The sequence below is a fragment of the Candidatus Brocadia sinica JPN1 genome, from assembly GCF_000949635.1.
GTDB classification, from domain to species: domain Bacteria; phylum Planctomycetota; class Brocadiia; order Brocadiales; family Brocadiaceae; genus Brocadia; species Brocadia sinica.
Window position 1 is genome coordinate 592,154 of sequence record NZ_BAFN01000001.1, and the last position, 19,526, is coordinate 611,679.

Below are 19,526 nucleotides of genomic sequence, written 5' to 3' on the forward strand. Positions count from 1 at the left end.
GATTATTTATGAATTGTTCATTTTGAAATTTGGATAGACAATACAAGTCCGATCATTGCAAGTACAAAGCATTATGCAGTATTGCAAAAACACGGACAAGCTATGCTTGTCCGTGCCACCCCGTTAGATCATAGTTACAATGTATCAAGTTTATAAATCACAAATTGTGAGCCTCCGGTATATATTCAGCATTTTACTGCGCTTTATCGCCACCTTTCCCAAGCGCAGTCTTGGGAAAGGCGTAGTATCTTCCAAAGATAATTTTGACATTTCCAGCAACATTAACCCTGTCAGGGTTGACTCACGAATTTGGTGCTTCGGATTTTGTCTTTTCCGACTTGTTCGGGCTAGGTTCATGGTAAATATTTCATTTTTATGTCGTACCTGATAAATAAAAAGATGTAAAAACAGATGTAACCAGAAAAGAATTGAATTTGCTTGAAACCATTGAAAATACTGATAAAATTAGACGATATAAGAAAACAGTTAAAAACATGAAAGGGGATAAAAGAGGCTACTATGCTACGTGGAATTATCTTTGATATGGACGGCACGCTTACCAAACCCAACGTAGACTTTGCAGCCCTTGAGCGGGAAATCGGCGCTAAGGTGGGGTTCATTATCGATTATGCGGAAAGGTCAAGCCCTGAAGAGCGGAAAAGGGCACTGGAAATCCTTGAACGTTATGAGGCACAGGCTGCAATGGAGTCCGAACTCAATGAAGGAGTATTGGAAATGCTGGAATTTGTCTCCAAAAAGCAGTTAAAAAAGGCGCTTTTAACCCGTAATTCCCGCAAATCAGTAAATACGGTGCTTCGTAAACACAATTTGCATTTTGAATTTATCGTGAGCCGGGAAGATACCAAACCAAAACCCGCCCCTGATCCCATTTTTCTGCTGAGTAAATGGATGGATATCCATACCGATCACTTGTTAATGGTGGGTGATTACAAATATGATATCATGTGCGGCAAGGCAGCGGGAACCAAGACAGCCCTGCTTCGCTATGCAGAGTATGTGGAAACAGAACTCTCTCCTGACTTTGAAATAGATAGTATCCGGGAAGTCATCCACATAATCGAGCATTTTGAACAAATGAGCACAGATTTGCATGGAGGACGCAATGAATAGAAACAGGTTCATTTTATTTACCCTCTTCATCACGGGTAGTATCTTTTTTCATGGGCTGGCCCTTTCGATGGCAGCTTCTGTAGCAAAAAACCTCGACGATATCCTTTCAGAGATAGACAAGGCCAATACCGCATTCAAAACCTTGAAGGCGGATGTAACGTTTACCCGCACGATCACCCTGCTTGAATCTACCGAGACGTCACAGGGTGAGATGCATTACAAAAAACCCAAAAGGCTGTACCTGAAATTTCAACCACCCCGCAATGAGATAAATATTGTGGATGGAAAATATGTATGGGTATATCATCCGGCAGAGAAGCAGGTAGAAAAATACGAAATGGATAAAAGTAAACAGTCCTCGCAGGGGCTCAGTTTTTTTGAATTTGGTTACGGGGAATCTGTGGAATCAGCAAAAAAAGATTATAAAATTACCCTGCTGGAAGCAAAGGAAGTCGGTAAAAAACGGTTTTATATCCTGGATTTAGTACCCAAAGAACCAAAATCCCAATATTCCAATATCCGCCTGTGGGTGGAGGACGGATTCTGGCTGCCAGACAAGATAGAACTGTACGAGAGTGAGGGCGAAGTGGTTAATATCATCGAGCTGAAAAACATTAAGCTGAACAAGGGCATGTCCGACAAGCTGTTCACATTCAAAGTACCAAGAGGGGTCGAGGTTATCGAACCATTTCAATAAAGCTTATACAAACAGGGCAAGCAACAAGCAACTACGGAATCTTGATTACAGCCCCCTAAAACACGAACGCAATATTTCTGCTGCCCGATGGATTATCTGTAATTTCTGCATGGCAATTTCATTTGTGTTAACCGGACGGTCGGCAAACGTGCCAAAGCCACAATCCGGATTCAGGTAGATTTGCTCAGGTCGGCGGTATTTTATTAGCGATTTTACCTTGTTTACCACAAAGTCAACGGTTTCCACTCTGGTCGTACGCGGATCAACAACACCCAGTCCGATCTCTTTATCAGGGGGCAAATCAGCAAGCACATCGATGCTTCCAGCCCTTTCAGTGGCATACTCCAGCACGAATTGGCGGACATTCATCCGGCTGAAATAGGGAACGAGGGGATCATAGGCGCCCCGAAGCAGAACGTCTTCCCGCTGACTCCAGTTGCCCCGGCAAACATGCAGAGCGGTCTTCACCTTTCCATTGATGCCTTCCACAACCCTGTTCAGCAGGTCAACGGCAAAATGCAATTCTTCTTCAGGACTGCTTTTTTCTGACAATGCCGCACACATAAAGGTATGTGTTTCATGAGGTCCCGTAAATGCCACCTCGGTAAGCACCGGTTCATCGAACTGAATAAACGTGCAACCCGCATTACGCAACGCCATAAGTTCTTCCCGGAGAATGTTGACGACATCATTTCCCAAAGACTCTTTGTCAGGATAGAAGTTGTAGGACAGGCTCCTTACCCACAGAGAACGGGTCAGGAGATATGGCCCAGGCAGAGTTACCTTGATGGGTTTGTTGGTATGCTGTTTTAAGAACAGATAGTCGTTCAGAACCAGTGGATGTAATCGCCTCAACTTACCAGTCACTACCGGATTTTTCAGGGCGAAGGCCGGCACATCCAGGGCATTGAGCAGCCGTTCGAATGCAGCCTTATCTTCCACATAACCGAGCATTTCCGCCAGGCTCATCAATTGAATGCCTTCAACATGCTCTGCGACAAAAGAGTAGAAGTTGTCACGGCGCTGCTCACCATCCGTCACGATATCCACACCCGCTCCTTCCTGCAGCCTGAGCGCCTCCAGCACTGCATTATGGGCAATTGGATCAAATTCTTGATCCCCGATCAGGCCTTTTTGCCTTCTGCCCAGAGCTTTCAAAACAGCCTTTGATCGCGGCAGACTGCCAACCACAGTAACGGGAAATAATGGAATGTCCTGCATAAGAAAAAGGGTCTTAGATAACTCTCATACCAATATTTATGTCAATCTGACGGATTAATGTATTGGTAACGGGCGAGGCAACTATTGTCTCCTGCCAGATTTGACTTAAAACCTCCTCATCCGCATCGGATTGGACGTAAATTGTGCCTGTTATCTCTTTCAAACCGCTGTGACCTTCCTGTTCGGTACCGAGAAAAACGAAGATATTGTCGATTTGTCCGCTCAGGGAAATTTCCAGTTCATCAACTCTGATGTTTTGCTGAGAAGCACGAATCTGGAAGCCCATAATCAAACAGGCCCCGAATGCGCCCAGGACATACTCAACAGCGCTGGGGGCATCATCTTTGACATCAAAGCTGGCGGGCTGGCCAACCATCCAGGAATGGTTGCGGCAGAAGACTTTAGCCTGCATTCCCCCATTCCAGTGAATGCGTGTCTGCCAGCGGTAATTGCGGGCTTTCCCATAATCTTCTTCCGCTTTTTTATCGCCGCTGCTTTTCCGGACAAAATATTTATAATGGCCGGCACCCGACCGCCAGCCCAGATACGGATTTTTGGTCATCCGGCACCACGCGGGCAGGTCTTCCTTAACATTGACCTCCGTACTGCGGATCTCCAGAATCTGGCCGTCCGGCACCTGATTCATTGCCTTGCGAATAAGCAGAAGCAAACCCGAACCACAGTCAAGGTTGCCGCCTTCACAGACATGTGGCGTTTCGAGGTCGTCTGGTACACGAAGATCACTTTCCGACATTTCTATTAATACGTAATGCAGGAGCCGCCGGTAGTTAAAAATTCAACCACTTTGGCTCCACCAACAATCGTCGCCCCTTTCACGAGATTATTTCCATCCAATCCCCGCTTCTTAAAACATGGGGAACAAACCCAAATTTTTCCCTCTGCTTCCACAAAGTCATCCATGAGCTGTTTGAGAGGAGCGAAGCCTTCTTCGTGAATATCATCAGTATAACCTTTTGAGGAAAGACGCACACCTTCCACGGTAAGAAACACTACCGTCTCGACACCAGATGCGGCTGAGGCATTTGCAACCACGAAACCAACGGTCGCCTTGTCAGAATTATCCTTCGCATGGGTAATACTAACCATAAATTTTGCCATTATTTACAACTTCCTTTCTTAATGTAATAATACACGTTGTTTTCACCACAGGGACCTGCCAGAAATACATGTCCCCTCATCTTGCACCAGGACAGAATATCCGCCGGCGCTCCCTGATCAAGGGAACGCACTTTCATTACCTGGCCAGCTTTCAGGGGTTTTAACGCCTTCATCAGCGCAATAATTAAATCACCACACCCCATCTCTCCCAAATCGATTTCGACATCAGGCAGAATGTTTTTTTGATCAGTTATTTTAGACATAGAACAGAAACCAATTTTACCTTTGACTGGCATTGAAGATAACCTTCAGGTAAACGTTACCTGCCAAGTATCTTGAGACCAGCCACACCTAAGAGAATGAGTAGAATGCAACAAATACGACCCCAGTCACGGGGCTCATGAAACAAGAATATACCCGCTATTACTGTTCCAACGGTGCCGATACCCGTCCATACTGCGTAAGAAGTACCGATAGGAAGACCACGCGCAGCGATGCCTAAGAGCACAAAACTCATTATCATGGCAAATGCAGTTACCATTGACGGCAATAGCCGTGTAAAGCCATGAGTATATTTTAGCCCAACTGCCCAGACAACTTCAAAAATACCTGCTACAAACAGAAGAATCCAACTCATATTTGGTACATATGCAATGTTTTTAAATCTACAGAGAAAAATCCATCTATCATAAAATTTATTGTTTTTACAAAAAGCTGCTATTTTTATAATTGAAATTCCAATAAATTACAATACTAAATACTATTGTAATATGTTATACCTCGTACAAGAAAGCACTTAATTAGGTTTTCGGCTACTTAAAATTCTATTTTCGCAATGACGGTCCACCCCCTCCACCCCCTGCCAGCGGGGGACAAGATGTTGTCTCCCTCATTTAGGGGAATAAGGGGGCGGAAATTTTCGTTTGAAATTTTCATACAATCAAGATAAATGATTACCATTTTAATCTTATTGAAATGAAATAGCCCTTTCTGGCTTGCAGGTCGCCCTCGGCAGTTTCATTATAATAATAATAAATATCATCCTTGGTAATTACTACGGGGTCAACAAACACGTGTCCAGATTGTTCACCTATCTGAAATTTCTGAGGCCATTTACCCTGTTCCCACCTGCTATTGGCATGATTTCTGGTGGAATTGCGGCCCTTGGAGCATACCCAAAATACGAATTTTCGTCTGAAATCGCAATCCATATCACCTTGGGCTCATTGATGGCCACATTGCTCAACGGGGCATCAAATGCCCTGAACCAGATCTATGACCTGGAGATTGACAAAATCAATAAGCCACACCGTTACCTGCCATCGGGAAAAATTACCATAAGGGAGGCGTGGATAATTGCATCTGCCTTATTTATCATATCGCTAATCCTTGCGGGATTGGTAAACTGGCAATGTTTTATGATGGCAGCCATTGCGACCGTCATGACATACTTTTATTCTGCCCCGCCGTTAAGGACAAAACGACTGGGAATTGTTGCTAATATTACCATAGCCATACCCCGGGGAGTACTTCTGAAGGTATGCGGCTGGTCTACGATAAAAACCATTTACAAATATGAACCCTGGCTGATCGGCCTGATCTTTGGCCTGTTTTTGCTGGGTGCAACCTCCACAAAAGATTTTTCGGATATCAGGGGCGACAGGGCAAATGGCTGCGTGACTCTCCCAATCAGGTACGGTGTAAGACAGGCTGCATGGATGATCGCAGGATTTTTTATCTTTCCCTTCCTCTTAATGCCGTGGGGGGTAAATCATGGCATTCTAACGGGAAACCCACATATTTTAAGGATGGCTGGATTCAGTTTATCTGCATGGGGATTGTACGTTGCCGCCTTATTGGTGCGTAAGTCCGGGGAGTTGACAACCTCAGAAAATCATATTGCATGGAGGCATATGTATTGGATGATGATGATTACCCAGGGTATTTTTGCTGTGGCATATTTGGTATAGCATAGAAATAATTTCACCACAAGGTCGCAAAGAACGCTAGGGAGAATTCATGTAAGGTGGTTATTTTGGCCTTTGACGGCGCTGATATGAATCTGACAAAACAGTGGATGCAGGAGGGACATCTGCCTAACCTCGACAGACTGCAAAAAATAGGGTGCTTTCAGCCGCTTGTGCCACCTTGTCCGCCACAAACCCCCCGTCTTCTGGGCGTCTTTTTCCACCGGAAAAAATCCGGGAAAGACAACGATATTCGACTTTCTGAAAAGAGACCCCAATACCTATATGCCGGACTCAGCCATGAATTCCGTGAGCAAACAACCGGTATTGTGGGGAAAATGGACAGCCGTTATCATTGCACCATCAGCAGGAGCGGCTTTCTTTCTCATGGTGTTTTTCAGCCTGTTCCTTACTCACTGCACAAAGATAACTTCATTGGCCGCCTCCGTTGGAAGTGCGATAACGGTCTGCGGAATAATATTTTTTACAGTCCAACGCTTCCTTCCTCAGGAAAAACCTCTTGTAATTAACAACCAGCAGGGCAAGACACTCTGGGAATTAGCAACGGAGCACGGAATTAAAACACGTGTCATACGTTTCCCCAATACCTTCCCACCCGAACCCATGAAGGATGGCGAGATACTGTCAGGACTCGGGGTACCCGACATACGCGGTACGATGGGCACCTTTTCCTATTACACAACTGAACATACTGCCCAAAAGGAAATACGGAGATGGGAGGAAAAACCATCCAAATTACATAGTCTGATTATTAAAAACGGGACGTCTGATCAAATCCAGACCTTCAAAGAGGGTGAATGGAGCAACTGGTTCGTCTTGAAATTCTCGTTTAATCCCTTTATTAAGATGTGAAGACCTCTTTGGCCGTGGGCAATTCTGGCCCAACGTGGATTGGTATAATACCAGGGCTTATGCCCTGGGTCTTGGAGATATCTATATTAACTTGCAGGGACGGGAGGTATACGGCATCGTGCGACCCGGAAGGCAATATGAAAAGTTACGGGACAACATGAAACAAAAATTAGAGGCATGAATAGATGACGAAAATGGACAAAAACCTGTGCGACGCGTCTATAAACGGGAGGAGGCCTACAAAGATTTCGATCCTAACCTTGTCCCGGACTTAATCCTTGTATGACTAAAATATCTTAATTAATAACCTTAACAAAGACACCCGCTTTCAGGCTGTTTAAATACTGGGTTTTTAATCTACTAATTTCTTCACGATAAATTTTTTTGTAAATTTCCTCCTGTACTGCTTCAAATTCCTGTACTTTCTCAGGCTTGATAAGTTCCATTTTGAAGATATGATATCCAACAGGAGATCCGATAATTTTGCTACATTCATTATCCTTTAAATTATAAGCGGCATCCCGAAGGTCTTTCCTTAATTCATTGACTTCCTCAAAAGTCCACAGGCCACCGTTTTCTGCTTTCTGCCCATCAGAATATTGTTTGGCCAGCGCTGAAAAGTCCTCACCTTTTTTAATCCGATTCATTACATTTTGTGCTACAGAAAACGTTTCTTCTTTGTTATTGTTATGAGCGGAGAACTTAATCATGATATGCCGCAGGCTCACCTCTTTTTTTTCCCGGAATTCGTCAATATTCTCCGTATAATAACGCCTTAGTAATTTAGGCTGGACTTTAACCTTGTTATAGACATTCTCCTTCATTATCTTGTCTATCATAATATCTTCCTTAAGTTCGTTTTTCTTTTCGATAGGATTTATCCCCTGAGATTCGGCGATTTCATAATATTTTGATAATGAACCCACGTTTTTAACCGCACCTTTCATGAAGGAATCAAGGTCTTTTTCGACCTCTTTCATTTGCATCATATCCGTACCGAATATCCGCTGAGCCTCTTTTATCAGTACCTTTCTGTTAATCAATTCGTCCAGCGTGTCCTTCAGTATTTCATCAACCTTCTCAAGAAACTCCTTTTCCTTATATCTTTCCTGCGCCTCTTTAATGGCTACCGCAGCGCGCCGGACAACATCTCCCTGGGTAATAATCTCGTCACCCACAATAGCCTTAATAGAATTAATACTGTTTTCACTCAAGTCGCTCACAGCCCCATATGAAACGGCATACTCAATTAAAAAAACAGATAAAAACGCTATGCTATATCGTATCAACATTTTCAAAATATATCCCCTTCTATAAAGATTCCGGAGACAACATTTTATCTCTTTCTTCTAAATTTTAATAGTTTTTTTCAGAAATTCCAGCAAATCTTCCGGTGGCATCCCTTTTCCGGGAAGTCTCAGATGCAAAGTATCTTCGTTAATAACCCGGATATGTTTTTTTACTTTATACAAACTTATCTCCGCTTTTTTCAAATCAGCAACCTGTATAATTAAGACACCATCTACCTGTACCAGAGAACGAATTTTCGACTGCTGGGCAATAATCCTTAATTCACTCTCGGAAAGCAGGTTTTTTACAGGACGAGGTAAATTACCAAACCGGTCTGTTATTTCATCTGCAATAGACCTTACCTCCTCAAAGGTAACGGAACGATTCAGTCTCCGGTAGATATCCATTTTTAAAGCATCCTCCCGGATATAATTATTGGGAATAAAAGATTCCAAATTAAGATCAATGGAAACATCCATGGGTTCGCTTATCGGTTCATGCCTTGCCTTTTTCACTGCCAATTCCAATAAACGGCAATACATCTCATACCCTACGGCAGCAATATGGCCATGCTGCTCCGTTCCCAGGATATTCCCGGCGCCACGGATCTCCAGGTCTCGCATGGCAATCCGAAACCCTGCGCCCAATTCAGCAAATTCCTCAATAGCCTTCACGCGTTTTTCTGCTTCGGGGGTAATCGGACGGTCGATGGGTAATATGATATAGGCATAAGCACGATGTTTGTATCGACCCACCCTTCCCCGCAACTGATGCAGATCGGCAAGACCAAAGGTATCGGCACAGTTGATAAATATCGTGTTGACGTTTGGAATGTCCAGACCTGATTCAATAATTGTCGTGGACACCAGGATATCAGCACGACCTTCCACAAATTCTCGCATCCTTTGTTCCATAAGTTTTTCATCCATCTGTCCATGAACCGTCATGATCCTCGCCTCCGGCACAATCCCGGATAAAGTCCTGGCAATACGTTCGATATTATACACACGGTTATGAACAAAGTACACCTGGCCGTCACGGTTAAGTTCCAGCCTGATGGCCTGACGGATACACTCCGGATCGAATCGAATAATTTTTGTATGTACTGCCTGCCTGCTCAATGGGGGAGTATTCAGCGAGGATATATCTTTAATACCCATCAGCGACATATGCAGGGTTCTGGGAATTGGCGTAGCTGTCAAAGTAAGCACATCGACCATCTGTCGCAATTTCTTAAGCCGTTCCTTATGTTCAACTCCGAATCGCTGCTCTTCGTCAATAATCACGAGACCCAGGTCTTTAAAATAGACGTCTTTCTGCAACAGCCGATGGGTACCGATGAGAATATCTATAGAACCGGCAGCCGTCTTCTCCAGTGTTTCCTTCTGCTCCCCGCGTGTCTTAAATCTGCTTAACACACCAATCTTAACGGGATAATCGGCCATGCGTTCTGAAAAAGTAACAAAGTGCTGCTGCGCAAGAATAGTTGTGGGAACCAGCACGGCCACCTGCTTCCCAAACATTACTGCCTTGAAGGCCGCCCGCATGGCAAGCTCCGTTTTCCCATACCCGACATCACCACAAATGAGCCGGTCCATGGGCATCTTCGATTCCATATCGCACTTAATATCTTTTATGACCTCAAGCTGGTCGGGAGTTTCTTCGTAGATGAATGATTCCTCAAATTCCCTCTGCCATTCCGTATCTGCCGGGTAGGCAATACCCTCCTTTGCATTTCGCAACGCCTGCATATGCAGTAAATCGCTGGCAACATCAGCAATTGCATTCTCTGCTCTTTTCTTTCGAACTTCCCAATATTTGGAACCGATCTTATCGAGCCTGGGTCTGTGGTCAGAGCCGCCAATATACTTCTGTACCAGTTCAATCTTCGTTGCAGGTACATATATCTTTGTTCCCTCATCAAATTCTAATACAAGATACTCTCTTTTATGCCCCTCATCTTCCAGTGTTTCCATACCCAAAAAACGTCCGATGCCGTGGCTTATATGTACCACATAATCCCCTTTTTTCAGGTCAAGAAAAGAATCTAGCGCCCTGGCATGAACAGGTTTTTTCGACTCACGGCGCTGTTGATAACGATGAAAGATTTCGTGATGAGCAAGAAAGGCGACCCGGATATCAGAAAATTGGAAACCACGGCTAAGATGACCTATACGCAATGCGAACCGGCCATTATCATTCATATCTGAACTACTGATAATCTCCTGAAACCGCTGTTCCTCAGCTTTGTTGTTACAAAATACAACCGTACGGTCATTAGCCTCAATCACCTTGCCAAGTTCTGATGTGATTTCCTGAATATGCTGGGGAAAATTGTCCACGGATTTTACTTGAAATGTATAATCCCCGTTGTTTGACGCCAGGGGCAATTTCGATAAGGCTATTTTCTTGAAAGCGCTGAAAAGGCGGAAGATTTCATCAGTTTTGAACAACGCCTCTTTGTCGTCCATACCGTCCAGCGCTCTCCTTGCCCGGTCTTCTATCCTTGCAGGTTCCTTGAGGACAATCCAGGTATCTTTACTAAGGTATGTCAGGAGAGATGTTTTTTCATGTTCTGATCGAATCGGGGAATCCCCTGGACAATCACCTTTTTCAGCCAGTTTTCTCTCCTCTTTTACTCCCCCTTCGCTAGGGAAAGTACCTTGAGTACGACTCATGGTACGATAAATTTTATCATGCGATAGTATCTGGCAAGCATCTAATTCCCGTTCGGAGAGCTGAGATTCAACATGAAATCTGCGAATGGATTCAATTTCGTCTCCGAAATACTCGATACGGCAAGGGACATCTGAAGCAAACGGGAAAATATCTACAATACCCCCCCGCAAGGCATATTCCCCTGCATTTTCAACCTGACAGGTCAGCCGGTAGTGATGCTCCTGCAACCATGCAATGAGCTTTTCCAGGGGGTATTCACGATTTTTCTGGATTCTCAGAACATTCTCAGAAATGGATCTGGAAGAGGGCACGGGCTGCAAAAGAGACTGGATGGGCGCTACGACAATATCCAATTTGTCATCGGCATGGATATCGCCATGAAGCATCCGATTGAGAATTTGAAGCCTTCGCGCCGGTGTATCATCCTCATCTTCGAAGTCGTCCAGAAAAATGTTTTCGCTGGCGGGAAAGAGGCTGGCATGGCCGTGGAAAAAAGTATTCAGGTCTTCAGTATCTTCCTGAGCTTCTTCAATACCGGATACAACCAAAAGTACCTTGGGTACTGCACGGGTTATCCTTACCCGCTCATTGGCAACCGCCGCTATAAAGAAGGATGCAGATGACCCCCATAATCCGTTGACAGCGCAATTCATTCCTTCGCGGAGATGACATACAATCTCCCTGAATTGTTTATTTCTTTGTAACTTGTCAATAAGACCCACCATTAGCAGGACACAACAATAAGGAACTGAAAAGGCTAAACTGTTACAAAAAATTATACTATATAATTATTACAGAACAATGAAAAGCTCAACTCTCTGCACCAAATAATGAGGCATTAGGTGATTTTTGAGGTATACAAAATAGAAGTGTCCTTGATAAGGGATGCGGTAGTCCCTGAAGAATGGCCTTTGGCAAGTTTTTGTGATTCTATCAATAAATTCGTTTATCCTCTCGTTTGTGCCAAAATTCAAAAAGTTCTAAATTTTCCTTCCGAAGCAAATCTCCAACAATTTCTATCGGACTGCTACCGAATTGTTTCATTTCCCTGTTTGAAATGGTCAGTTCACTGAATCCTAACTTTTTTGCATCCTCTATCCGTGCGCCATAAACAATCTTAGAAATTTTTGCCCAGTGGCATGCGCTAAAACACATGGGGCACGGTTCGCAGGTCGAATAAATAATACAGCCAGACAGGTCTACGGTATTCAATTTTTTACAGGCTTCTCTGATTGCGTGAATCTCGGCATGTGCAGTGATGTCCGTACTTTCCCAAACGATATTATGAACACAACTGACAATTTCCCCTTCTTTTGTTATACATACCCCAAAGGGTGTTTGCCCATTTTCAATACCCTTTCGTGCCTTGCTGATGGCAAGTCTCATGAATTTTTCATCTGCGTTGGTCATCTTCATAAATCTTTAGCCTATCTCAGGACATAAATAATACTGAGAATTCGTTTCTTTCCACCAAAATAAAGCTAATAATTGAGACTCACGTTCACCATTAACGCGAGGGCATGGTAACTATGCCTTGAGAAGACAGGCATGGGCACAAAGCCCCGCACCAAAGGCAACCATTACACACCAATCCCCGGGTTGAATACTACCCCTATCTAAGATCTCTTGTAACACAAAAAATACTGTTGGTGAAGACATATTTCCATACCTTGCCAAAACATCACGGGTTGCATGCAGATGAACTTCAGAAAGTCCTATTTCATTTCTGATTGCGTCGATTATCTTTTCACCTCCCGGATGGAATGCCCAATGTTTAATATCCTCAATCCGCAGTCCCCACGGTCTTAACAGGTCAGTCACTACTTTGGCAACCGTCTTACTAGCTATCTCCGGCAGGGAAACGGAAAGCTGATTGTGGAGTTGCCCATTTCTGTAAACGTAACGTATATCATCACGATGCCGGGGCTCATAACGACTGACCGAGTCAATCAATGCCAACCCCTCCGGGCGTCTCCAGAGCACAGAGGCAGCCGCACCATCAGCAAAGATTGCATTCGATACTATTAAACTCAAATCATCATCCATCTGAAATGTGGCACTGCAGATCTCCACTGAAACGCTTACGATTACCCCTTCGCCAGACCCTTTTAACATATCTTCGCATATCTGTAAGTTTGGAATTGCCCCCCCGCACCCACTACCGACCAGGTCATGGGCTCGTACCTTATCTGATATACCTAACTTTTCTATGAGATAGGTTGATATGCCAGGACAGATGTAACCGGTGCAAGTATTAACCACCAATCCTGACACATCCTCCATTGTCAATCCAATCAGTGTTAGAGCATTAACAATTGCCTGAGACGAAAGGTTAACTGCCCAGTGTGTGTAGCGGGCAATGCGGTTATCCGGGTGTTCATCAACAAGACATGCGAGATCGTCAACCGCAAGATGTCTGCGTGATACGCCAGGATGAGCAAAAATCTTTCGCAAGATCGCTAAACTTTTAGGACTCAGTTTATCCGAGTAGTGTTTTACAAGAAATGCCCCTGCCTGGGCTTGATTTACTGTGTAAGGTGGTGTGGCAACTGCAATCGATGCTATGTGCGCCTTCCCATTCGTAGAGTTCAAGGATAACCTTTTATCATTATTCGTCATCAAAGTATTTTATACGTCCATTCCCAAAAATCTGAGTCCCCGTCGAATATTACGTGTGTGTTTCCAGAGAGGAGACTTGATTCCCAATTTGTATCCCAGTCGATTCATTGCCGGCAAAAAAGAGAAGCCGATGGTATTTGAGTTGATATAGTTCATGTGAGCAGCCATTACTTTCTGCAAGGTACTTTGCAACCAGTCCAGCTCAAGAGCAGGCGAAAAATAAAATACAGGTTCCAGCATTTCTTCAGCGGAAAGTGCCAGAATTTCTTCTCTCCGTGCTATCTGCTCGAGTTCTGTGCCAGGATAAATACGTATCCCAATATTGAAAAATGCTACGTCTTCCGGACGTATAAAACGTTCCGCAAAGAGGAGCGTTTCCTGCACAGTTGCCCCGGTCTCACCCGGCCCCCCAAGCATAAATATCCAGAGGCAAGGCAACTTGTGCCGCTGAATAACCCGGGCTGCATTATAGACATCTTCCACAGTAAAACCTTTGTTGAGTCCTTCTAAAACAGTACCAGATGCACTTTCAACGGTAATACCGATACCAACAAAACCTGCTTTCTCCATTACTGTAAGAAGATCATCGTCTATAAAAAGAGGGTTCAATTCGAGGCTCTGGAGACGGACATCGGGTCGAACTCTTGCAAGACCGTCACATACAGCCAATGCATGATCATACGGAGAATTAAACACATTATCAACGAATTCGATATCCCTTAGCCCCAGTGCAGCAAGATGCTGAATAGTATCAACCACACTCCCGGAAGCAGACAAACGATAATCATGCCCTTCAATTTTTCTATACGTACAGTATACACATTTGAAGTGGCATCCGAGTTTCGTTTGTATGGGAACAGTCGATAACCTAGACAGGTAGGCACGTATATTAATCCAGCGGTGAAAATCAGGAACCAGACAACCATCCGAAAAACGGACAACGGAACCGGTAGTTTTTTTAAAGGTATTATCCTCAAGCCATGCAATACCCGGTATCCTATCGGGTATCTCATTTTGTGAAAGCGATTCTAACAATTCTGGAAAAACAACTTCTCCATCTCCCAGTATCGCCCAGTCAGCCCCTGTGTAACGAAGTAATTCTTCGGGCATTACAGCAACCGCAGCACCCCCGAGAACAAGAGTTGCCTGCGTCCTGCTTCGAATAGTATCTACCAGTGGTTTCAACTCCTTAAAAAACGCCACTGGATTTTGCATGTCGTTATTATCGATGTTTCGGACTGAAAGACCCACAATATCCGGATTCAACTTTTCAAGTTTCGCTTTCAGGACACCCAATGGGTCTCGCTCAAACATCAAATCCAACACCCTCACCCTGTAGCCAGCCTTCTCAGCTGCCTCTGCCACTGAACATGCGCCAATAGGCATAACAGGCACAGGATTTCTATAACGATTAGTAATGACAATAAGGATATTCACATGTTTTATTAATGCCTCTCAATTTCCATTCATTATCCAAAGATTTTTCGTTACATAAGGAGAACCAACCCTTTTTTTACAAATAAATACTGGAGTATTTGGAAAAAGTAAAGCCCCATTCACAGCATGATGGCATGATTATTTGAGTGACTGATCCGTAAGAAAGGAGCTGGAAGTAAGAAAAAGTTTAGCACATAATGTATGGGAATGCAAGTATCATACGTTTGGTACTGAAGAGATGACGTTAGATTATCCAAGGTTTCGCTGTTTCATTCTGGTTACAGAATAATCTCAGGACTCAGCATCCACTGCAAAGCCCACGATCCATTATCTTCTCTTTTCAGACCAATCATTCTCGCAGTTTTTCAATTATTTTTTCGGTACGTTCTGGTATAATTCATTCATGCGAATTGCAGAAGCCTCTAAAACAGAAGTACTTTTCATCGTCCCACTTGGCCCGGTACCAAAAGAGGTCTTACATTTCCTGCAAATTGAACTAACCCAAAGGTTGGGCTTTCATATACAGGTGAGTAAGGCCAATCCTCTTCCACAATACGCCTTCAATCCCGGGAGAAATCAATATTACTCTACAAAGATTTTGGAGAGGCTAAGAGGATTAAAGGTAAAGGATGCGTGGGTGCTTGGCATTATCGATACTGATTTATATGTGCCGGAATTGAATTTCGCCTTTGGTGAGGCATATATTGCAGATAAGGTTTGCATCATATCACTCATGAGACTTCGCCAGGAGTATTATGGCCTACCGAAAAATGAAAATCTCTTTTTGTTGCGGACATTAAAAGAGGCGATCCACGAGATCGGACATACTTACGGATTAGGTCACTGTAAAGATCCGAGGTGTATAATGCGCTTTTCCAATTCCCTCAGAGATACAGATATAAAGGGACCAGACTTCTGTTCCAGGTGTATGGTGAAACTCAAATAGAGAAAGAATTAATTTAGGACACCGATTTTCACAGTAGTACGCTGATATCAACCAGTATGGATAAAATCGAAATAATCTGTGTAATCTGCGAAATCTGTGGTTCCAAAAGATTATGATACAGATTGGTTGCTGCGGTTTCCCCGTTGCAAGGCAAAAATACTTCGACACATTCAGGGTCGTAGAACTCCAGCAGACCTTTTATCAACCGCCTCTATCGTCAACCATCCAGAAGTGGCGCAATGAAGCTCCACCTGATTTTGAATATACGTTGAAAGCATGGCAATTGATAACCCATGAACCCAGTTCTCCAACGTATCGGAGGCTGAAGATAAATATCCCTCAATCGAAAGAAAAGAATTACGGTTCATTTAAGCCAACCGATGAGGTATATGCAGCCTGGGAAAAGACAAAGGCGATTGCTGACACATTACATGCAAAGGTCATTGTATTTCAATGTCCCGCCTCCTTTGAACCTACAGGCGAAAATAAGAGTAACCTGAAAAGATTCTTCTATTCCATGAAATCAGATAGGTATATCTTTGCCTGGGAACCAAGGGGAAGATGGGGTAAGAAGGAGATAAAAACTATTTGCAAGGAACTCAATCTGATTCACTGCGTAGATCCCTTTAAATCAAAACCAACCTTTGGAAGTATCCGTTACTATCGCTTGCATGGCATAGGCGGTTATCGATATAAATACACACAAGAGGACATGAATACACTAAAGAACTTTGTGAAAGAGAAAATCGATATCGATGTTATGTTCAATAATATCTCCATGTATGACGATGCGCTGGCATTCAAAAGATTTTTTCTATAGACTTTGAAAATTTGAATTGCAACTTTTATTTGAATATCTTCCGACCTGTTATAATTTGACAAAGAATGATTTTATGGTATATATTGAGGCAATTAAGGCAATACATAAATAAAAATGCATATTGACTTCCTTCAGCAAAACCTAGTAAACTTCAATTAGTGTGACAAAAAATCAAACGTAAGTATATACTGGAGAGGAAGTTATTATGAATAAACCATACCAAGAAATAAGTCTTCTGGAATTTCAGACAAAATACCAAACAGAAGAAGATTGTGAAAAAAGGCTCTTTGATCTCCGCTGGCCACAAGGATTTGCTTGTCCCAGTTGCGGGCATCAAGAATATTACCATGTTACTAAGCGTAAATTGTATCAGTGCAAAAAATGTCGGCATCAGACATCTTTGACAGCCGGAACGGTAATGCATAATACGAGGACTTCGCTTCTGCTCTGGTTCTGGGCAATATATCTGACAAGTACTGATAAACGTGGGTTTTCTGCTTTGTCTCTCTCTAAGAAGCTTGGTCTGAGCTATTGGAAAGCCTGGACGATGTTGCACAAGATTCGCCATGCGATGAAGAACCGTGATTCTACCTATCAACTGACTGGGATTGTTGAGATCGATGACTCTTTCTTTGGCAGTTCCACGAAGGGAAGTAGTAAACGCGGTCGTGGTACTTCGAAAACAGCTGTAATTGTTGAAGCATCTACCCATGGCGATGCCGTTGGCTTTGCCAAAATGACCGTGGTAGACAAAGTAGACAGTGCATCCATTGACCATCTCGTAAAAGCGAGTGTGAGAGTAAATCAACCGGTTAAGACCGATGGTTTGCCTGTCTATACTATTGTTAGCAAAAGTGGACATAATCACATACAAGAAATCGTTAAAGGTAAAAAGGCCCATGAAGTACTCAAATGGACACACATTTTGATCTCTAACGCCAAATCATTTATCATGGGAACTTTCCATAGATTCGGGAAAAAACATTTACAAGCATATCTTGATGAATTTTGTTATCGGTTTAATCGCAGAAAATGGGAGCTTCAACTCTTTGATAGATTAGTTACTGCCTGTGTTAACTCCCAGGCTATTTACTTTGCTGAGCTAACTCAATAACCATTTAAATAAATGTCAGGTTGCAAAGAGCGAAATATTTGAAATCAAATAGCCGCAACCAAAGATAACCTCCCTTTAGTCTCCTCCTTCGCAAAGAGGGGGGGCTAGGAGGAGGTAAATACTTATAAAAAAGAGTTTTTACAGAGTATACTTTACTGTTAAAAACCGGAGGATTTCTTATGTCAAAAAGCATTTGGGGAAAACGCAGGAAGGTGCTACTGAAAATTGCAGAATTTTCTGCAGGTAACGTAGTCATTGGCGGGGCACCAAAACCAGGCGCTGAAATCCCATCACACATCGCCCTGATCGCCACGGATATGGTCATGTGCGCGATGATTCATGAAGAATACTTCAGTGAGAGTATCTCAGAGCATAGCATCCTCGAAATCCTTGGCAAAGCCGGCATACTCCTTGTCGTGGCAGGTGGTGGAGGGTATGCGATTGCCAAAAGCGCATCGGGGCTCATTGCAGAGGTCGCCAATTTTTTTGGTCCAATCGGCTGGATTACTTCTGGAATGCTCGCAGCGGGAGGAACTGCATTGCTGGGGCTTCTATGGATGACTATTGTCGATTGGGCGTATCGGAAGCAAGTAACTCTCAAAGATGCCGCTCTTGCAATATCCCGAAAAACAGCAATTTAAGGTATCCCCTGAAAACCTCACCGGGCTTATAGTAGTCAACTAATTAGGCCTTCGGCGACTTAAAATATCTATTTTCGCCACAAAAATTGCCATAATTATGGAAAATGGAAAAGATACGATTAAAAAACTCATTTCTGCACTTGGCGGAAAATTTTCTAAGGAACTTGGAATTGACCTATCCAAAGGGGATTCCCACGAGATATTCAAGTGGTTCCTCGCCTCAAAGTTATTTGGCGCCCGCATAGGTACGAATATCGCTATAAAGACCTATAAGGAATTTGAGAGATGCGGAGTTGTTTCTCCGGAAAGAATTCTTGAGACTGGCTGGGATGGACTGGTGAGGATACTGGACGACGGAGGCTATGCAAGATACGACTTCTCCACGGCAACAAAACTGTTGGAAATTACGAAGGATTTAACAAGGAACTATGCAGGTAATCTGAACAGGATCCACCAAATGGCAAAGAACGAGCCCGATCTTGAGAATCTCCTGAAAGGTCTGGGAAAAGGTATCGGTGACGTAACAGTAAACATATTCTTGCGGGAACTTCGTAACGTGTGGACTAAGGCAAGACCCACACCCTCTGAGCTAGTGATACTGGCTGCAGGAAACTTAGGCCTCACAAAACTAGGCGAGGATCCCTTAAATGCCCTTGAAAAGGTTTGGGCATTGCAAAAGACTAAAAACAGGGACTTTTGTGACTTCGAGGCGGCACTCTTAAAACTAGGAAAGGATTATTGCAAGAAACAAAAACATGACGCCTGCCCATTAGGGGACGAATGTAGATGTAAAAAGGTTAAATAGCACAGTTTTGAGATTGCAAAAGTGCGAGACTCTTATAACCATACACAACCAGGGATGTCTATCCCTCCGGTGAGAAATCCTGGCTAGTCTCCTTTTTTAAAACGGAGACCAGGGGGATTTGTCAACGGATAATGGCATTTGAGAGACAGAGTTACCTTGAAGGGGCC

At 43.5% G+C, this 19,526-nt stretch carries 20 protein-coding genes; 10 read left to right on the forward strand and 10 right to left on the reverse strand.

Annotated elements, in window-relative coordinates:
* Positions 1–519: 519 nt before the first annotated feature.
* Together BROSI_RS02705 and BROSI_RS02710 are read left to right on the forward strand one after the other, a co-directional pair.
* Entirely contained in the window at positions 520–1,131 is a 612-nt protein-coding gene (locus BROSI_RS02705) for an HAD family hydrolase (RefSeq protein WP_052562147.1), read from the forward strand.
* Positions 1,124–1,828 (forward strand): LolA family protein, encoded by a 705-nt coding sequence (locus BROSI_RS02710; RefSeq protein WP_052562148.1) that lies wholly within the window; start codon positions 1,124–1,126, stop codon positions 1,826–1,828. The genes BROSI_RS02705 and BROSI_RS02710 overlap by 8 nt, the downstream gene beginning before the upstream one ends.
* 45 nt (positions 1,829–1,873) lie before the next feature.
* On the opposite strand, the gene BROSI_RS02715 is transcribed toward BROSI_RS02710, so the two are convergent.
* Genes BROSI_RS02715 through sugE form a run of 5 tightly spaced genes read right to left on the reverse strand, consistent with a single transcriptional unit; the run spans position 1,874 to position 4,805 of the window.
* Entirely contained in the window at positions 1,874–3,049 is a 1,176-nt protein-coding gene (locus BROSI_RS02715; RefSeq protein WP_052562151.1) for a cobalamin-independent methionine synthase II family protein, read from the reverse strand.
* Between the two features lie 13 nt (positions 3,050–3,062).
* On the reverse strand, positions 3,063–3,803 hold the full coding sequence (locus tag BROSI_RS02720) for a sulfurtransferase TusA family protein (protein WP_052562153.1): 741 nt from the start codon (positions 3,801–3,803) through the stop codon (positions 3,063–3,065).
* 5 nt (positions 3,804–3,808) lie between these two features.
* On the reverse strand, positions 3,809–4,168 hold the full coding sequence (locus BROSI_RS02725) for a DsrE family protein (RefSeq protein WP_052562154.1): 360 nt from the start codon (positions 4,166–4,168) through the stop codon (positions 3,809–3,811).
* Positions 4,168–4,431: a sulfurtransferase TusA family protein gene (locus BROSI_RS02730; RefSeq protein ID WP_157842337.1), complete on the reverse strand. Its 264-nt coding sequence runs from the start codon at positions 4,429–4,431 to the stop codon at positions 4,168–4,170. Before BROSI_RS02730 ends, BROSI_RS02725 begins: the two co-directional genes overlap by 1 nt.
* Positions 4,432–4,487: 56 nt before the next feature.
* Positions 4,488–4,805 (reverse strand): quaternary ammonium compound efflux SMR transporter SugE, encoded by a 318-nt coding sequence (gene sugE, locus BROSI_RS02735; RefSeq protein ID WP_052562158.1) that lies wholly within the window; start codon positions 4,803–4,805, stop codon positions 4,488–4,490.
* A 436-nt stretch (positions 4,806–5,241) separates the two neighbouring features.
* Here sugE and BROSI_RS02740 point away from each other — a divergent pair, with 436 nt between their 5' ends.
* The 3 genes from BROSI_RS02740 (at position 5,242) to BROSI_RS19635 (ending at position 7,189) form a co-directional block, all read left to right on the forward strand.
* On the forward strand, positions 5,242–6,138 hold the full coding sequence (locus BROSI_RS02740) for a UbiA family prenyltransferase (RefSeq protein ID WP_052562160.1): 897 nt from the start codon (positions 5,242–5,244) through the stop codon (positions 6,136–6,138).
* 168 nt (positions 6,139–6,306) lie between these two features.
* Complete coding sequence (locus BROSI_RS02750) at positions 6,307–7,008, forward strand: hypothetical protein (protein WP_157842338.1); 702 nt, start codon at positions 6,307–6,309, stop codon at positions 7,006–7,008.
* Between the two features lie 34 nt (positions 7,009–7,042).
* Complete coding sequence (locus tag BROSI_RS19635) at positions 7,043–7,189, forward strand: hypothetical protein (protein WP_157842339.1); 147 nt, start codon at positions 7,043–7,045, stop codon at positions 7,187–7,189.
* 115 nt (positions 7,190–7,304) lie between these two features.
* Here BROSI_RS19635 and BROSI_RS02755 read toward each other — a convergent pair whose 3' ends face one another.
* The 5 genes from BROSI_RS02755 to BROSI_RS02775 form a co-directional block, all read right to left on the reverse strand.
* Complete coding sequence (locus BROSI_RS02755; protein WP_052562167.1) at positions 7,305–8,300, reverse strand: peptidylprolyl isomerase; 996 nt, start codon at positions 8,298–8,300, stop codon at positions 7,305–7,307.
* A 57-nt stretch (positions 8,301–8,357) separates the two neighbouring features.
* Complete coding sequence (gene mfd, locus BROSI_RS02760) at positions 8,358–11,702, reverse strand: transcription-repair coupling factor (protein WP_082058989.1); 3,345 nt, start codon at positions 11,700–11,702, stop codon at positions 8,358–8,360.
* A gap of 208 nt (positions 11,703–11,910) precedes the next feature.
* Positions 11,911–12,393, reverse strand: a complete 483-nt coding sequence (locus tag BROSI_RS02765; protein WP_230400626.1) for a nucleoside deaminase — start codon at positions 12,391–12,393, stop codon at positions 11,911–11,913.
* Between the two features lie 111 nt (positions 12,394–12,504).
* The gene (locus BROSI_RS02770) at positions 12,505–13,569 is read right to left on the reverse strand and encodes a type III polyketide synthase (RefSeq protein WP_230400627.1); all 1,065 of its coding nucleotides are present in this window, start codon (positions 13,567–13,569) and stop codon (positions 12,505–12,507) included.
* 36 nt (positions 13,570–13,605) lie between these two features.
* Entirely contained in the window at positions 13,606–15,033 is a 1,428-nt protein-coding gene (locus tag BROSI_RS02775) for a B12-binding domain-containing radical SAM protein (protein ID WP_052562172.1), read from the reverse strand.
* Between the two features lie 403 nt (positions 15,034–15,436).
* Here BROSI_RS02775 and BROSI_RS02780 point away from each other — a divergent pair, with 403 nt between their 5' ends.
* From BROSI_RS02780 to BROSI_RS02800, 5 genes are all read left to right on the forward strand, one after another.
* Positions 15,437–15,979, forward strand: a complete 543-nt coding sequence (locus BROSI_RS02780) for an archaemetzincin family Zn-dependent metalloprotease (RefSeq protein WP_052562174.1) — start codon at positions 15,437–15,439, stop codon at positions 15,977–15,979.
* Positions 15,980–16,091: 112 nt separating this feature from the next.
* On the forward strand, positions 16,092–16,799 hold the full coding sequence (locus BROSI_RS02785) for a DUF72 domain-containing protein (protein ID WP_052562176.1): 708 nt from the start codon (positions 16,092–16,094) through the stop codon (positions 16,797–16,799).
* Between the two features lie 205 nt (positions 16,800–17,004).
* Positions 17,005–17,913, forward strand: coding sequence for an IS1595 family transposase (locus BROSI_RS02790; protein ID WP_052562178.1), 909 nt, complete (start codon positions 17,005–17,007; stop codon positions 17,911–17,913).
* A 179-nt stretch (positions 17,914–18,092) separates the two neighbouring features.
* Positions 18,093–18,554 (forward strand): hypothetical protein, encoded by a 462-nt coding sequence (locus tag BROSI_RS02795; RefSeq protein ID WP_052562181.1) that lies wholly within the window; start codon positions 18,093–18,095, stop codon positions 18,552–18,554.
* A gap of 97 nt (positions 18,555–18,651) precedes the next feature.
* Entirely contained in the window at positions 18,652–19,359 is a 708-nt protein-coding gene (locus BROSI_RS02800; protein ID WP_052562183.1) for a hypothetical protein, read from the forward strand.
* Positions 19,360–19,526 lie beyond the last annotated feature (167 nt).

Excerpts from the sequence above, each read along its gene's own strand:
- BROSI_RS02705 (WP_052562147.1), top strand. The coding sequence starts at position 520 with ATGCTACGTGGAATTATCTTTGATATGGACGGCACGCTTACCAAACCC.
- BROSI_RS02710 (WP_052562148.1), top strand. The coding sequence starts at position 1,124 with ATGAATAGAAACAGGTTCATTTTATTTACCCTCTTCATCACGGGTAGT.
- BROSI_RS02715 (WP_052562151.1), bottom strand. The coding sequence starts at position 3,049 with ATGCAGGACATTCCATTATTTCCCGTTACTGTGGTTGGCAGTCTGCCG.
- BROSI_RS02720 (WP_052562153.1), bottom strand. The coding sequence starts at position 3,803 with ATGTCGGAAAGTGATCTTCGTGTACCAGACGACCTCGAAACGCCACAT.
- BROSI_RS02725 (WP_052562154.1), bottom strand. The coding sequence starts at position 4,168 with ATGGCAAAATTTATGGTTAGTATTACCCATGCGAAGGATAATTCTGAC.
- BROSI_RS02730 (WP_157842337.1), bottom strand. The coding sequence starts at position 4,431 with ATGTCTAAAATAACTGATCAAAAAAACATTCTGCCTGATGTCGAAATC.
- sugE (WP_052562158.1), bottom strand. The coding sequence starts at position 4,805 with ATGAGTTGGATTCTTCTGTTTGTAGCAGGTATTTTTGAAGTTGTCTGG.
- BROSI_RS02755 (WP_052562167.1), bottom strand. The coding sequence starts at position 8,300 with ATGTTGATACGATATAGCATAGCGTTTTTATCTGTTTTTTTAATTGAG.
- mfd (WP_082058989.1), bottom strand. The coding sequence starts at position 11,702 with ATGGTGGGTCTTATTGACAAGTTACAAAGAAATAAACAATTCAGGGAG.
- BROSI_RS02765 (WP_230400626.1), bottom strand. The coding sequence starts at position 12,393 with ATGAAGATGACCAACGCAGATGAAAAATTCATGAGACTTGCCATCAGC.
- BROSI_RS02780 (WP_052562174.1), top strand. The coding sequence starts at position 15,437 with ATGCGAATTGCAGAAGCCTCTAAAACAGAAGTACTTTTCATCGTCCCA.
- BROSI_RS02785 (WP_052562176.1), top strand. The coding sequence starts at position 16,092 with ATGATACAGATTGGTTGCTGCGGTTTCCCCGTTGCAAGGCAAAAATAC.
- BROSI_RS02790 (WP_052562178.1), top strand. The coding sequence starts at position 17,005 with ATGAATAAACCATACCAAGAAATAAGTCTTCTGGAATTTCAGACAAAA.
- BROSI_RS02795 (WP_052562181.1), top strand. The coding sequence starts at position 18,093 with ATGTCAAAAAGCATTTGGGGAAAACGCAGGAAGGTGCTACTGAAAATT.
- BROSI_RS02800 (WP_052562183.1), top strand. The coding sequence starts at position 18,652 with ATGGAAAATGGAAAAGATACGATTAAAAAACTCATTTCTGCACTTGGC.